At 41.5% G+C, this 13,854-nt stretch carries 14 protein-coding genes; 8 read left to right on the top strand and 6 right to left on the bottom strand.

Annotated elements, in window-relative coordinates:
- Nucleotides 1–250: 250 nt before the first annotated feature.
- Together OVN23_RS03285 and OVN23_RS03280 are read right to left on the bottom strand one after the other, a co-directional pair.
- Entirely contained in the window at nucleotides 251–838 is a 588-nt protein-coding gene (locus OVN23_RS03285) for a hypothetical protein (RefSeq protein ID WP_001108794.1), read from the bottom strand.
- Nucleotides 839–1,110: 272 nt separating this feature from the next.
- Entirely contained in the window at nucleotides 1,111–1,731 is a 621-nt protein-coding gene (locus OVN23_RS03280; protein WP_267240507.1) for a LysM peptidoglycan-binding domain-containing protein, read from the bottom strand.
- Nucleotides 1,732–1,971: 240 nt separating this feature from the next.
- Here OVN23_RS03280 and sdaAB point away from each other — a divergent pair, with 240 nt between their 5' ends.
- Genes sdaAB through OVN23_RS03265 form a run of 3 tightly spaced genes read left to right on the top strand, consistent with a single transcriptional unit; the run spans nucleotide 1,972 to nucleotide 4,178 of the window.
- Nucleotides 1,972–2,643 (top strand): L-serine ammonia-lyase, iron-sulfur-dependent subunit beta, encoded by a 672-nt coding sequence (gene sdaAB / locus OVN23_RS03275; RefSeq protein WP_000838912.1) that lies wholly within the window; start codon nucleotides 1,972–1,974, stop codon nucleotides 2,641–2,643.
- Between the two features lie 8 nt (nucleotides 2,644–2,651).
- Nucleotides 2,652–3,524: an L-serine ammonia-lyase, iron-sulfur-dependent, subunit alpha gene (sdaAA, locus tag OVN23_RS03270; RefSeq protein ID WP_000500052.1), complete on the top strand. Its 873-nt coding sequence runs from the start codon at nucleotides 2,652–2,654 to the stop codon at nucleotides 3,522–3,524.
- A gap of 21 nt (nucleotides 3,525–3,545) precedes the next feature.
- Nucleotides 3,546–4,178, top strand: coding sequence for an HAD family hydrolase (locus OVN23_RS03265; protein WP_267240456.1), 633 nt, complete (start codon nucleotides 3,546–3,548; stop codon nucleotides 4,176–4,178).
- 111 nt (nucleotides 4,179–4,289) lie between these two features.
- Here OVN23_RS03265 and OVN23_RS03260 read toward each other — a convergent pair whose 3' ends face one another.
- Together OVN23_RS03260 and OVN23_RS03255 are read right to left on the bottom strand one after the other, a co-directional pair.
- Entirely contained in the window at nucleotides 4,290–6,140 is a 1,851-nt protein-coding gene (locus OVN23_RS03260; protein WP_267240455.1) for a polysaccharide biosynthesis protein, read from the bottom strand.
- 85 nt (nucleotides 6,141–6,225) lie between these two features.
- Nucleotides 6,226–7,056: a glycosyltransferase gene (locus OVN23_RS03255; protein ID WP_267240454.1), complete on the bottom strand. Its 831-nt coding sequence runs from the start codon at nucleotides 7,054–7,056 to the stop codon at nucleotides 6,226–6,228.
- Nucleotides 7,057–7,211: 155 nt separating this feature from the next.
- On the opposite strand from OVN23_RS03255, the gene OVN23_RS03250 reads away from it, so the two are divergent.
- The 5 genes from OVN23_RS03250 (at nucleotide 7,212) to OVN23_RS03230 (ending at nucleotide 11,449) form a co-directional block, all read left to right on the top strand.
- Entirely contained in the window at nucleotides 7,212–8,378 is a 1,167-nt protein-coding gene (locus OVN23_RS03250) for a CynX/NimT family MFS transporter (protein ID WP_112444800.1), read from the top strand.
- A gap of 138 nt (nucleotides 8,379–8,516) precedes the next feature.
- Nucleotides 8,517–8,843, top strand: coding sequence for a PadR family transcriptional regulator (locus OVN23_RS03245; RefSeq protein ID WP_000273857.1), 327 nt, complete (start codon nucleotides 8,517–8,519; stop codon nucleotides 8,841–8,843).
- Nucleotides 8,830–9,423, top strand: coding sequence for a DUF1700 domain-containing protein (locus OVN23_RS03240; protein ID WP_112444798.1), 594 nt, complete (start codon nucleotides 8,830–8,832; stop codon nucleotides 9,421–9,423). Before OVN23_RS03245 ends, OVN23_RS03240 begins: the two co-directional genes overlap by 14 nt.
- Complete coding sequence (locus OVN23_RS03235; RefSeq protein WP_112444796.1) at nucleotides 9,416–10,327, top strand: DUF4097 family beta strand repeat-containing protein; 912 nt, start codon at nucleotides 9,416–9,418, stop codon at nucleotides 10,325–10,327. The genes OVN23_RS03240 and OVN23_RS03235 overlap by 8 nt, the downstream gene beginning before the upstream one ends.
- A 57-nt stretch (nucleotides 10,328–10,384) precedes the next feature.
- Nucleotides 10,385–11,449 carry a DUF6574 domain-containing protein gene (locus tag OVN23_RS03230; protein ID WP_267240453.1) on the top strand — a complete coding sequence of 355 codons (1,065 nt, stop codon included), beginning with the start codon at nucleotides 10,385–10,387 and terminating at the stop codon, nucleotides 11,447–11,449.
- Between the two features lie 223 nt (nucleotides 11,450–11,672).
- On the opposite strand, the gene OVN23_RS03225 is transcribed toward OVN23_RS03230, so the two are convergent.
- Nucleotides 11,673–12,533, bottom strand: coding sequence for a DUF4299 family protein (locus tag OVN23_RS03225; protein ID WP_173228647.1), 861 nt, complete (start codon nucleotides 12,531–12,533; stop codon nucleotides 11,673–11,675).
- Between the two features lie 227 nt (nucleotides 12,534–12,760).
- Nucleotides 12,761–13,747, bottom strand: a complete 987-nt coding sequence (locus OVN23_RS03220; protein ID WP_001030028.1) for a rhodanese-related sulfurtransferase — start codon at nucleotides 13,745–13,747, stop codon at nucleotides 12,761–12,763.
- Between the last annotated feature and the right edge of the window lie 107 nt (nucleotides 13,748–13,854).

Genomic DNA, 13,854 nt, shown 5'->3' with positions numbered 1-13,854 from the left:
AGTGCAACCTCTTTTTATTTTTTACTAAATTTTAAGTAGGTGTAAATAAATCCTGCACTGATAGCCAGAGTTGTCCACCACTTAAAATCAATATGCAAAAGTGAAAAGATTAGAAAATTGATGATTAGCGAGGCTAAAATATAAATAATGATTAAAATTTTATTTTTCATAGGAATTGCCTTTCTGAATGGATTCTAGTATTTACAGCTTATCTGTAAAGTTTACAATAAGCCGCTAGGGCAATTGTCTATCAGAATGTCCTTTTATCTGTCAATAATCCTAGAAAATCTTGTCGTTTCAAGTCTGAGAAATGTTTGGTAGAAAGACTTCCTTTTTGAAGTCCATCATCTCTAACCTGCAAATAATAGCTATGTTGGCTTGTTTTAATTGTCAAAAAATCGCCAAATACAAAAAATTTTTTCCAGTTACGAATCTCAAATTCTTTCATCTCTGATTTTGGAATGCGGATAAGGCCTTGTCGCAAATCACGATGATGCTCACTTGTGAAAGTCATCCCATTCCCAATATTTCTTATCAGTAGTTCATCTGGAGTTACCATCACCAACGCTATTTTAGTTAAGAAAATTTCAACTGTTGGTGGTAAAATCGCCAAATCAAACCAAGGATGTAGGTAGCGATAGGCTAAGAAATAATGAGGCTCCTCACCCAATCCTAGTTGTTTATATAAGTCCTTGACCTCACTATCTAACCTCGCTTCAAAAGACACATCCGAATGCTCTTCTTCCTTCCTCTGATTAAAATAACGCATCCAGACTAGGAAACCTATAAAGACTAGGACAAATATTCCTGATAAAAGATATTTTAAATTGTAGTTCATCACTTAACCTCCTGATTAACTTTTCCGCCTAAAACAGAGGCCTATCTATTTTGAAAATAGTTCCATAACAACTTTAAATAAGACTGGTAGTATTGTATCAAACTAGAATTCTTTCTTTTCTAGCTACATCATAATTCTTTGCTGAATACAAAGTTAAGGGCACTGCATTTGTTAACGCTTACATAACTCCTGCTTTACCTATATTATAAATCAACATATATAACCTGTCAAGTAATAAAAAAAAGAGCCATTCAAAGCTCCTTCCCTATTTCTTAATACCAGCCGTTGTTAAGCCAGAAGTTTTTAGCGGCTGTCCATGAACCGTAACGTCCTGCAACGTAGGCATCTGCTACACGTTCTTGGTTTTCAGCTGAGTAGTCACCGTTCAAGTATGAATCTGTCAATTGGTAACGTCCGATATAACGTCCGTTTGTAGCTGTGTAGCTACCGCCTGATTCTTTTTGAGCGATCCATTCTTTGGCTTCTGCTTCAGATCCGCTTACAGTTGAAGCAACTGTTTCTTCTGCTACTGCTTCGCTTGCTACTGGAGTTTCTTCCACTACTTCTGTAGTTTCTGTCACTGGAGCTGAAACAGCCTCATCTTGAGCTGCTGGAGCTGCATAAGTCGTTGAAGCTGGTGCTACTGGAGCTACAGGACCATCGATAACCAACTCTTGACCAACATAAATCAAATGAATGTTGTCAATGTGGTTGTTTTCTGCCAATTTCTCAACAGTTGTGTTATGAGTTTCAGCGATTTCTGAAAGTGTATCACCTTCTTTAACAGTGTAAGTTGATGATTCTTGAGCAGATACAAATGATGGAGCAAATACTGCAAACAAGGCAGCTACTCCTGCAAGAGTTGTTTTAATCTTTTTAGTTGTTGATTTCATATTTGAAAATTCTCCTTCTTTCTATACTTCTATCATACCTTTTAAATATTACTGTTTCTTGACACTTTTATGTAGAAATATTACAAAATTATTTTTTATTTCCCTAAATAATGTGTTTTTTGTCATAAAAGATACTATTTTTATGCTATTTGTAGTGTAAAAAGGTTTTCATCCACAATTAAAGCCAAGACCTTCATTCTTTGATATAATAGAGATAAGAATTTTTATAAGGGGAAACTGATGAAATCACTTCGCTTTCAATCTGTCTTTGATATCATCGGACCAGTCATGATTGGCCCATCTAGTAGCCATACCGCTGGTGCTGTTCGTATTGGGAAGATTGTCTCTTCCATTTTTGATGATACTCCGACAGAAGTCGAATTCCAACTATTTAACTCATTTGCCAAGACCTATCGTGGTCACGGGACAGACCTAGCCCTTGTTGCAGGTATTTTGGGCATGGATACAGATGATCCTGAAATCCCAAATAGCCTAGAAATTGCCCACAAGCGCGGTATTAAGATTGTCTGGACCATTCAGAAAGACAGTAATGCTCCTCATCCAAACACCACTAAAATTACCGTCAAAAATGCGCACAAGACCATCAGTGTGACTGGTATTTCTATCGGTGGAGGAAATATTCAGGTAACCGAACTCAATGGCTTTGCCGTCTCTCTCAATATGAATACACCAACTATCATTATCGTTCATCAAGATATTCCAGGCATGATTGCCCTCGTAACAGAGGCCCTTTCACGCTATGGTATCAATATCGCCCAGATGAATGTTACTCGTGAAAAAGCTGGTGAAAAAGCCATTATGATTATCGAAGTCGACAGTCGCAACTGTGATGAAGCCATCGAAGAAATTCGAAAAATCCCTCATCTCCACAATGTCAATTTCTTTAAATAGGAGGAAGCATGTTTTATTCTATCAAAGAATTGGTCGAGCAGGCAGAACTGGACTTTCAAGGAAATGTCGCAGAACTCATGATTACAACAGAGTTTGAATTGACCGGTCGCGAACGTGAAGAAGTCCTCCTTCTCATGGAACGCAATCTGGAAGTCATGAAAGCCTCTGTCCAACTCGGCCTCAATGAAAATAAATCTCGTAGTGGCCTGACAGGTGGAGATGCTGCCAAATTGGATCACTACATCAAAAACGGAAAAACCTTGTCTGATTACACGATTCTCTCGGCTGCCCGAAATGCCATAGCAGTCAATGAACACAATGCCAAAATGGGCTTGGTTTGTGCCACTCCGACCGCTGGAAGTGCTGGCTGTTTGCCCTCAGTTCTCACTGCTGCTATTGAAAAATTAGACCTCAGCCACGAGCAACAGCTGGATTTCCTCTTTGCTGCTGGTGCCTTTGGACTAGTCATCGCAAACAACGCTTCTATCTCAGGTGCTGAGGGTGGCTGTCAGGCCGAAGTCGGCTCTGCCTCTGCTATGAGTGCCGCCGCCTTGACTCTGGCTGCTGGTGGGACACCTTACCAAGCCAGTCAAGCTATTGCCTTTGTCATTAAAAATATGCTAGGCCTCATCTGTGATCCTGTTGCTGGTTTGGTCGAAGTTCCCTGTGTCAAACGCAATGCCATGGGAGCTAGCTTTGCCTTCATCGCAGCAGACATGGCCCTAGCAGGTATCGAATCTAAAATCCCTGTGGATGAAGTGATCGATGCCATGTACCAAGTGGGAGCAAGCATGCCAACTGCCTTTCGTGAAACAGCTGAGGGTGGACTCGCTGCCACCCCTACTGGTCGTCGCCTCCAAAAAGAAATTTTCGGAGAATAAGCTTATCAAATAGGAGAAATCATGACCTCTATCTCAGCTATCTTTTTCGACCTGGATGGAACCCTCGTTGATAGTTCTATCGGGATTCACAATGCCTTTACCTATACCTTTAAAGAGCTGGGGGCCCCTAGCCCTGATGCCAAAACTATTCGTGGTTTTATGGGACCGCCCCTCGAAAGTAGTTTTGCGACCTGCCTGCCCAAAGAACAAATCCCCGAGGCTGTCCAGATATACCGTTCTTACTACAAGGCAAAGGGCATCCATGAAGCTCAACTCTTTCCTCAGATTATAGACTTGCTTGAGAAGTTATCGAGCAATTACCCTCTTTATATCACCACTACAAAGAATACTCCAACCGCTCAAGACATGACTAAAAACTTGGGAATCTATCATTTCTTTGATGGCATTTATGGTTCCAGCCCTGAAGCACCCCATAAGGCAGATGTCATTCGCCAAGCCTTGCAGACACATCAACTAGCACCGGAACAAGCCATCATCATCGGAGATACCAAGTTTGATATGCTGGGAGCTCAAGAAACAGGCATTCAGAAATTGGCCGTCACTTGGGGATTTGGAGAGCAAGCAGACTTGCTAAACTATCAGCCTGATTATATCGCTCACAAACCCATAGAAGTTTTGGAGTATTTTCAATAACATAGACTGAGCGACAACCCCATTTCAGAAGAAAATGAGGTAATCTATACATAACAAAACGCATATTACCAAGGTTCTTATGAACAACTTGATAATATGCGTTTTTCTTTTTTATTCAACGTGGGTTGTTTGATTGGCAAAGGCGATAATGGCTTGTTTCAACTCATCTCCTCTGAGAGTTCGGAACTCTTCAATCTTTTGATCGATGGCTTCTAGAGGCATGACATTAACCTTACCAACGAAAATCTTATCCATAACTTGGTTATCAACAAGTTCGGTTGATACCAAGAGTTCTTCGTAAAGTTTTTCGCCTGGGCGGATTCCAACTTCAACGATTGGAATTTCGCTTTCGGTGTGTCCACTTAGAAGGACCATTTTCTTAGCCAAGTCATAAATCTTGACTGGTTTGCCCATATCAAGGATAAAGACTTCTCCATCCTTGGCGTAAGCACCAGCATGGATAACCAGACGGCTAGCTTCTGGAATGGTCATAAAGTAACGGGTCATGCGGAAATCTGTCACCGTTACAGGCCCACCTTCAGCAATCTGACGTTCAAAGACTGGAATCACACTACCACGGCTACCAAGAACATTTCCAAAACGAACTGCACAGTAGGTCGATTGGCTACGTTGGTTAAAGCCAGTGACAATCAACTCCGCCACGCGCTTGGTTGCTCCCATAACATTTGGTGGATTAACCGCCTTATCTGTCGAAATCATAACCATCTTAGGTACTTTGGCTTCATCAACAGCCTTAGCAACATTGTAGGTTCCACGTATATTGTTTTTGAAGGCTTCTTTTGGATTGCGCTCCATCATAGGAACGTGCTTGTGGGCCGCCGCATGATAAACAATAGCTGGCTTGTACTGCTCAAAGACTTGCAACAGACGGTCATAGTCTTGAATATCTGCAATCACAGGTACATAATCAATCCCTTGGAATGTACGAATCAATTCATGATACACAAGGTAGATTGAATTTTCCCCATGACCGAGCAAGACAATGCGTTCAGGATTGAAGCGACTAACTTGGCGACAGATTTCAGAACCAATTGAACCACCAGCCCCTGTGACTAAGATGGTCTTACCTGTCAGTTCTGCGCCCAGACGCGATTCGTCAAGACGAATTTCCTGACGACCTAAAAGGTCCGTAATATCAATTTTTTGGAAGCCAGTAGCTGCTTGGTGAAGTCCTTGAACAACAGTTTCAACCTTAGGCATCTTGTAACATTTTACACCCAGCTTATTACACATCTGCAAGATACGTTCATATTCTGACGGGTCAAGCGACGGAATCGCAACGATAACACGCTCGATTTGATGGCGTTTAGCTAATTCAGGCAATTCATCATATGAACCCAAAACAGGAATCCCACCAAGTTTTTGGCCCTTTTTCTTAGAATCCTTATCCAAAATACCGACCAGTTCCAAATCACTGGTTGGATGTTGGTAGCTATCCATAAAGAGGGCCCCACCATCACCAGCACCAATCAAGAAGGTCCGACGGTGTTCTCCATCACCACTGCCTTTTTTGCGTCTGGAGTAGATTAACTGCCAAGTAATCCGTGGCAATAAAATCAAGAAGGTACTCAACAAGATAAAGAGAATGATGAAACGGATTGAAAAGAGTGGCAAGAAGGCATAGCAGATACTATATGACAAGACGCTGCTCGCAGTCACACCAAAAAAGATTTTCATGAAATCCGTAATCTTGCTGTAACGACTAATACTCGCGTTCAAGCCCCAAAATGCAATCATCAATTGATAAAACAGGAAGGCTAAACTCGTATAGATAATGTAGTCAACAGGTGCTGGATTAATCAGCCCATAAAATAAAATATAAGATACAATGATGGAAACCACCATACTCAAAATATCAAATATTCCCCAGAAAACCTGCTTTTGTTGTTTATTTAAAATTTCCACCAGATCAATCACATAATCTGTGAGTTTTTTATTCATAGAAATTTACTCCTCCTTAAAAGAGCTGGATGATTACATTGTTATTATAACACTTTTTCTCTAGTTTACGATTTGCTACAATCTTTTAATTGCTTTTTCTTAACAGTTTCATAAAAATAAACTGTCTGATAAATCCTGGACAAAGAGCAACAACCATCTGAATGGCAACACTCTTGGCATACTCCAGGTAAGAAATTTGCCCTCTCTTCAGCATGCGCTGACGAGCCTGACGATAGAGTTTGAGATAACGTAGTCCCCCACGACGCTCAAACATCCCTGCTCCGACACGAACCTGACACAAGATTTGATCCAGATTTCCAGTCTTGGCTCCTGCAGCAATCATATTGAGCCAGAGGAGGTCATCCTCCATATAAAGGCCATCCTCATAGTTGCCTGCCTTGAGAACCATGTCCTTCTTGAACATGACAGTCATGTGGTTAAAGGCACTTCTCATCCTTTGATAAGCTACAATCTCTGCATGTTGAGTCGGAACACGACGGTAAGAAACAATCTCATCAGGATTGTCAATAAACTCTGCAATATGGCCACCTAATAGGTCGAGGTGGTCCTTCTCCATTAGCTGAAGCTGTTTCTCAAAACGGTCTGGAACAGCTATATCATCCGTATCCATACGGGCAATAATATCATACTGACACTGCAAAACACCCTGTCGAAGAGCCAGACCCAAACCTTGATTCTGCTCAAGAGGATAGCGTTTCACTGGAATATCAGACTCAACTTCAAGCTGGTCTAATACCTGATAGAGCTCAGGTGTCAAAGGCCCATCCTCAACCAGAACCAATTCGCTCGGTTTCAGGGTCTGATTTTGAACACTCTCAATAGCATCCTTTAAAAATGTCGGATTTTCCTTGATATAGACCGACATCAATACGCTGATTTTTTGCTTTTCAGACACAGTTTTTCTCCAATGTATAGATTTCCTTCCACTATTTTATCATAATTTTCAAGACTTTCCCATTTTTATCTTGAAAGCCAGAAACCTTACTTGACATTATAGTCAAAAAACCTTAAAATAAGCTGTTATTAAAATCAGCTAGAAGAGGTATTATTATGAAAAAGCAATCACTCTTTTTTGTTCCAGGTATTATCCTGATTGGTGTTTCCTTGCGGACTCCTTTTACTGTTTTACCCATTATTTTGGGAGATATTTCGCAAGGCCTGGGAGTAGAAGTTAGTTCGCTTGGTGTCTTGACCAGCCTTCCTCTCCTTATGTTTACCCTCTTCTCGCTCTTTTCTACCCGACTGGCTCAGAAAATCGGCTTGGAGCATCTCTTCACCTACAGCCTTTTCTTCTTGACCATCGGTTCTCTCATTCGACTAATCAATCTGCCCCTGCTCTATCTAGGAACCTTGATGGTTGGGGCAAGTATCGCAGTCATCAATGTGCTGCTTCCTAGTCTTATCCAAGCCAATCAACCAAAGAAAATTGGTTTTCTGACCACCTTATATGTAACCTCTATGGGGATTGCAACGGCTCTGGCCTCCTATCTAGCCGTGCCCATTACACAAGCCAGCTCTTGGAAATGCCTTATCATCCTCCTCACCCTGCTCTGCCTAGCAACTTTTTTGGTCTGGTTGCCAAATCACCGCTATAATCACAGACTGGCTCCACAAACCAAACAAAAAAGTCAAACAAAGGTCTTGCGTAATAAACAGGTCTGGGCAGTTATTGTCTTTGCAGGTTTTCAATCCTTGCTCTTTTACACTGCTATGACTTGGTTACCTACCATGGCTATCCATGCAGGCCTATCCAGTCACGAAGCTGGCTTGCTGACCTCTATCTTCTCTCTGATTAGTATTCCTTTTTCAATGACCATCCCAAGCCTGACAACCAGCTTGTCAACTCACAACCGTCAGCTCATGCTCACTCTGGTCTCACTAGCTGGTGTGGTCGGTATTTCCATGCTCTTTTTCCCTGTTAGTAATTTCTTTTACTGGCTTGCCATCCATCTCCTCATCGGAACCGCAACCAGCGCCCTCTTCCCTTATCTCATGGTCAACTTTTCACTCAAGACAAGCGCTCCTGAAAAGACAGCCCAATTGTCCGGCCTATCTCAAACAGGAGGCTATATCCTAGCAGCCTTTGGGCCAACCCTCTTTGGTTACAGTTTTGACCTTTTCCACTCTTGGGTGCCAGCTGTTGCTGCCCTCTTGCTGGTGGATATCCTGATGACTGTAGCCCTCTTTACTGTGGACAGAGCTGATAAAATCCTCTAAACTTCTAGTTTTTCCTAGGAGTTTTTTATATATAAAAATTTTACACATTTCTCTTGACAGGGCTTTCTTTTAGATGTACAATGTATGTATAGAAAAATTATATATAAAAATATTACACATTAGAAAAGGAGGTTCCCCATGTACTTTCCAACATCCTCTGCCTTGATTGAATTTCTCATCTTGGCTGTACTGGAGCAGGATGATTCTTATGGTTATGAGATTAGCCAGACCATTAAGCTGATCGCTAATATCAAAGAATCTACACTCTATCCCATTCTCAAAAAATTGGAAGGCAATAGCTTTCTGACAACCTATTCTAGAGAGTTCCAAGGTCGCATGCGCAAATACTACTCCTTGACAAATGGTGGTATAGAGCAACTCTTGACCCTAAAAGATGAATGGACACTCTATACAGACACCATCAATGGCATCATAGAAGGGAGTATCCGCCATGACAAGAACTGAATACCTGACTCAGCTAGAACTTTATCTCAAAAAACTGCCTCAGACTGACCAAATTGAAGCCATGGACTATTTCAGGGAACTCTTTGACGATGCTGGAGTCGAGGGAGAAGAAGAACTCATCGCTAGCTTGGGAACTCCTAAGGAAGCAGCTCACGAAGTCCTCTCCAATCTTCTCGATAAAAAAATCAATGAGGCACCCGCTCAAAAAAATAACCGACAAATTTTGCATATCGCCTTGTTAGCCCTCCTTGCAGCCCCCATCGGTATTCCTCTGGGAATCGCCATCCTCGTGTCCCTGTTCGCAATCTTTGTGGCAGCCTTGACTGTCATTCTAGCTTTCTTTGCGATTTCCATACTTGGTATCATTGGCGGATTCCTATTTTTAGTTGAAAGTTTCACTGTCCTCGCCCAAGCTAAATCAGCCTTTATCTTGATTTTTGGTTCTGGTTTACTGGCTATCGGTGCTTCTTCACTAGTCTTACTAGGTATTTCCTATGTAGCCCGCTTCTTCGGCCTACTCATTGTTCGCCTGGTGCAATTTGTTCTTAAAAAAGGAAAGAGAGGTGACCAGCATGCGTAAATTGACAAAAGGATTTCTCATTTTTGGTGTGGTGACTACCGTTATCGGCTTTATCCTGCTTTTTGTAGGTATCCAATCTGACGGAATCAAGAGCCTACTTTCCATGTCCAAAGAGCCTGTCTATGATAGCCGTACGGAAGAACTGACCTTTGGCAAGGAAGTCGAAAACCTAGAGATTACGCTCTACCAACACGCGCTGACCATCACAGACTCTTTCGATGATCAAATTCACATTTCTTATCATCCATCTATTTCTGCTAACCATGATCTTGTCACAAATCAAAACGATAAAACGCTAAGCCTCACTGATAAGAAACTGTCTGAAAGTCCGTTTCTCTCTTCTGGAATTGGCGGGATTCTCCATATCGCAAGCAGCTACTCTAGTCGTTTTGATGAAGTTATTCTCCAAGTTCCAAAAGGAAGAAGCCTAAAAGGAATCAACATCTCAGCCAATCGCAGACAAACCACCATCATAAATGCTAGTCTTGAAAATGCAACTCTCAATACAAATGGCTATCTCCTCCGAATTGAAGGAAGTCGTATCAAAAACAGTAAACTCACAACCCCTAATATCGTCAATATCTTTGATACAGACCTTACAGATAGTCAGCTAGAGTCAACAGAGAAGCACTTCCACGCTGAAAATATTAAAGTATATGGTAAAGTAGAACTATCTTCTAAAAATGCGCTCAGTATCATGCTAACTCAAAAAGAAAGCCAAGAAATTAACTTAGACCTCTCGAGTCACCATGGTCCTATTTATCAGTTATCGAGAGATGAGAGTCAACGCCACCCCAACGAATTAAGCAACCCTTACAAAACTGAAAAAACTGATGCAAAAGGTCAACTCATCGCTAAGGCTGATGATTATATTAGTCTTGAAACTACAGCTAACAGACCTTAATAAACCTATTTATATCGACCACTATGACACATAACCCACTAAAAAGGAGGTTCTACCATGAAACAAGAATGGTTTGAAAGTAATGATTTTGTAAAAACAACAAGCAAGAACAAGCCTGATGAACAACTCCAAGATGTTGCAGACAAGGCTGAAGAAACGATAGCCGATCTCGATACGCCAATTGAAAAAAATACTCAGTTAGAGAAGGAAGTTTCTCAAGCTGAAGTCGAATTGGAAAGCCAGCAAGAAGAGAAAATTGAAACGCCTGAAGACGGTGAAGCGAGAACAGAAATAGAAGAAAAGAAGGCATCCCATTCTACTGAAGAAGAGTCAGACCTTCCTAGTGAAACCGAAAAAGTCACTATAGCTGAAGACAGCCAAGAAGCACTTCCGCAGCAAAAAACAACTACGAAAGAGTCCCTTCTTCTCAGAAAATCCTTAGAAAGTCCTTATATCCCCGACCAAGCTCCAAAATCTACGGATAAATGGAAAGAGCAAGTGCTTGATTTTTGGTCTTGGCTAGTGGAAGCCATCAAATCTCCTACAAGCAAGCTTGAAACAAGTAGCACACACAGCTACACAGCCTTTCTCTTGCTCATTCTGTTTTCTGCATCTTCCTTTTTCTTTAGTATCTATCACATCAAACAAGCCTACTATGGACATATAGCAACCATAAACAGCCACTTCCCTGAACAACTAGCTCCTTTAACTCTCTTTTCAATCATCTCTATCCTAGTAGCAACCACACTCTTCTTCTTTTCATTCCTCTTGGGTAGTTTCGTTGTGAGACGATTTATCTACCAAGAAAAGGACTGGACGCTAGAAAAGGTTCTCCAACAATATAGTCAACTCTTGGCAATTCCAATCTTCCTCACTGCTACTGCTAGTTTCTTTGCCTTCTTTGACAGCCTACGATTTACAGCCCTTTTGTGTGTGATTAGCATTGGAATCATTCTGCTTGCTAATCTCCATATTATTACAAGACCAAGTCAAGCAAGTGAAACCGACTCCTTCTATCAGTTATTCTTGTCTGTCCTTGTGAACGGAGTGATCATCCTCCTCTTCTTTGTAGCTGAAGTGGCACTGATTGGAGATTATCTTCGTATCTTGGCCCTTCTTTAAACTTCATACTCTTCGAAAATCTCTTCAAACCACGTCAGCTTCGCCTTACCGTAGATATATGTTCCTGACTTTGTCAGTCTTATCTACAACCTCAAAACAGTGTTTTGAGCAGCCTGCGGCTAGCTTCCTAGTTTGCTCTTTGATTTTCATTGAGTAGCAATCCTGTCTTTCATGGCAGGATTTTTCTATGCCAAAAAAGCAAGTCAATTGACCTGCTTCTGCTTTACTCTTCTTGTGTTAATGTTTTAAAATCTTTGTCTAAGATGGGTTGCACTTCTAATTGATTGGCATCTAGTTGGTGGTAAGATGCTGATGGTAGTGACTCTAGGAATTTTGCATAGTCCAAGCGGGCAATGGCTTCATAGTTTTCTGGTTTAGAGCCATCTCCTGTGATTTGAACCAAGTCAATCTCCCACTTGACTTCCTTATCCACCAATTGCTCCATATAGGCTACAGGAACAAATGGCTCTCTCGGTAAAACAGTCTTGACTCCTTGAGCTAGATGGTAAACGCCATGCACTTTTCCTTCTCCATCCTGATAGAAGGAAACTCTCGCAAAGTAGGCATCGGTCTCTTGAACTGCACGCACACGCGCTTCAAACTGTGCCAAACCATCTTCCCCTAAAAAGCTTTTCAAATCCTCATGACTAAAGAAAACAGGATTAAAAATTCCTTGGCAAATCGTAAAGCGCGCTCCAGTGTCTGCCAAATGGGCTTGAATACTTGCTTGAAAATAAGCTTCAAAATCAAAACCATCTAGCCCTTCAATCTCAGTTCCTGTATAAGCAAGCAGAGCATCTAAAAATGACTTGATAATCTGCCAGTCTGTCTTCGTGAGTAGGTCAGGAAGATCGACACGATATGCCTTTTGATCATCAGCATAACTGACCTTAAAAAGAAATTGCGATTTCCCCACTATCGCACATTCGATATACTCGAGACGGTTAAGAGGCTGACGGAGATAGACAGCATCATAACTATGCGACTCCAAACCGTCTAGCAAGGCCAAGATCGACTTGGCAGTCAAAATCTCCTGTTCTCCTAAAATGCTCTGTTTATTTGGAATAAAAAATGTTTTCGCCATAACTGGGCTCCTTTGAAATCGTTTACATATAGTATACCTTATTTTTCTGAAAGATACAAAAACAAACTTTATACTCTTCGAAAATCAAATTCAAACCGCGTCAGCTTCGCCTTGCCGTACTCAAGTACAGCCTGCGGCTAGCTTCCTAGTTTGCTCTTTGATTTTCATTGAGTATTAGATTTTTGAGTACAAAGCATAGAAAAACAGCCCCTGAGGACTGTTTGATCTTATACAGTAGCTGCTTGATCCAAGCTTTCACCGATAGCGGCTAGGCGCTCAATCACTTCAGCTTGTGTCAATTCATGTTCTGAAACATAGCGGTTACGTGGGTGAACACGGCACTCGTGTGAGCATCCACGAAGGTACTTGTCTTCATTTTCTTCTGATGTCAAGATACGACGGTTACAGAAGGGATTTCCACAGTTGACATAACGTTCACATGGTGTTCCATCAAACCAGTCTTTCCCTACGATAGTTGGGTTGACATGGTTGACATCAACGGCGATACGCTCGTCAAAGACGTACATTTTTCCATCCCAAAGCTCACCTTGAACTTCTGGGTCTTTACCGTAAGTTGCGATTCCTCCGTGCAATTGGCCAACATCTTTGTAACCTTCACGAACCATCCAGCCTGAGAATTTCTCACAGCGAACCCCACCTGTACAGTAAACCACGACACGCTTGTCCATGAATTTTTCCTTGTTATCACGGACCCACTGTGGCAACTCACGGAAGTTGCGGATGTCTGGGCGGATAGCCCCACGGAAATGTCCTAGGTCGTACTCATAATCGTTACGTGTGTCAAGGACAACGGTATCTTTATCAAGAAGCGCTTCTTTGAACTCTTTTGGAGACAAGTAAGCACCTGTTGTTTCAAGTGGGTTAATGTCATTGTCAAAGTCGTTGTCTTCCAAACCAAGGTGGACAATCTCTTTCTTGTAGCGAACAAACATCTTCTTGAAGGCTTGTTCACTTTCTTCGTCAATCTTGAACCAGAGGTCTTCCATGCCTGGGAGGCTGTGAACGTAGTCCATGTATTTTTGAGTTGTTTCGTAATCCCCTGAAACTGTTCCGTTAATTCCCTCGTCAGCGACTAGGATACGGCCTTTAAGACCGATTGATTTACAGAAAGCCAAGTGGTCTGCAGCAAATTGCTCTGCATTTTCAATTGGAGTATAAAGGTAGTAAAGTAAGACACGAATATCTTTTGCCATAAGATTTGTTCTCTTTTCTATTCTTAAATTTTCTAAATTTTTTATTTATCCATACTAGTATACCTGCTTAAGAAAACGAATGCAATTTATTTGACTGGAAATTGCTA

Source organism: Streptococcus sp. Marseille-Q6488, assembly GCF_946902925.1.
Lineage (GTDB): Bacteria > Bacillota > Bacilli > Lactobacillales > Streptococcaceae > Streptococcus.
This window is presented reverse-complemented; position numbering and strand designations above follow the sequence as displayed.

Coding starts and splice junctions, on each gene's coding strand:
- OVN23_RS03220 (WP_001030028.1), bottom strand. CDS start 13,747: ATGGCAAAAGATATTCGTGTCTTACTTTACTACCTTTATACTCCAATT.
- OVN23_RS03250 (WP_112444800.1), top strand. CDS start 7,212: ATGAAAAAGCAATCACTCTTTTTTGTTCCAGGTATTATCCTGATTGGT.
- OVN23_RS03280 (WP_267240507.1), bottom strand. CDS start 1,731: ATGAAATCAACAACTAAAAAGATTAAAACAACTCTTGCAGGAGTAGCT.
- OVN23_RS03225 (WP_173228647.1), bottom strand. CDS start 12,533: ATGGCGAAAACATTTTTTATTCCAAATAAACAGAGCATTTTAGGAGAA.
- OVN23_RS03235 (WP_112444796.1), top strand. CDS start 9,416: ATGCGTAAATTGACAAAAGGATTTCTCATTTTTGGTGTGGTGACTACC.
- OVN23_RS03260 (WP_267240455.1), bottom strand. CDS start 6,140: ATGAATAAAAAACTCACAGATTATGTGATTGATCTGGTGGAAATTTTA.
- sdaAB (WP_000838912.1), top strand. CDS start 1,972: ATGAAATCACTTCGCTTTCAATCTGTCTTTGATATCATCGGACCAGTC.
- OVN23_RS03265 (WP_267240456.1), top strand. CDS start 3,546: ATGACCTCTATCTCAGCTATCTTTTTCGACCTGGATGGAACCCTCGTT.
- OVN23_RS03245 (WP_000273857.1), top strand. CDS start 8,517: ATGTACTTTCCAACATCCTCTGCCTTGATTGAATTTCTCATCTTGGCT.
- OVN23_RS03285 (WP_001108794.1), bottom strand. CDS start 838: ATGAACTACAATTTAAAATATCTTTTATCAGGAATATTTGTCCTAGTC.
- sdaAA (WP_000500052.1), top strand. CDS start 2,652: ATGTTTTATTCTATCAAAGAATTGGTCGAGCAGGCAGAACTGGACTTT.
- OVN23_RS03230 (WP_267240453.1), top strand. CDS start 10,385: ATGAAACAAGAATGGTTTGAAAGTAATGATTTTGTAAAAACAACAAGC.
- OVN23_RS03240 (WP_112444798.1), top strand. CDS start 8,830: ATGACAAGAACTGAATACCTGACTCAGCTAGAACTTTATCTCAAAAAA.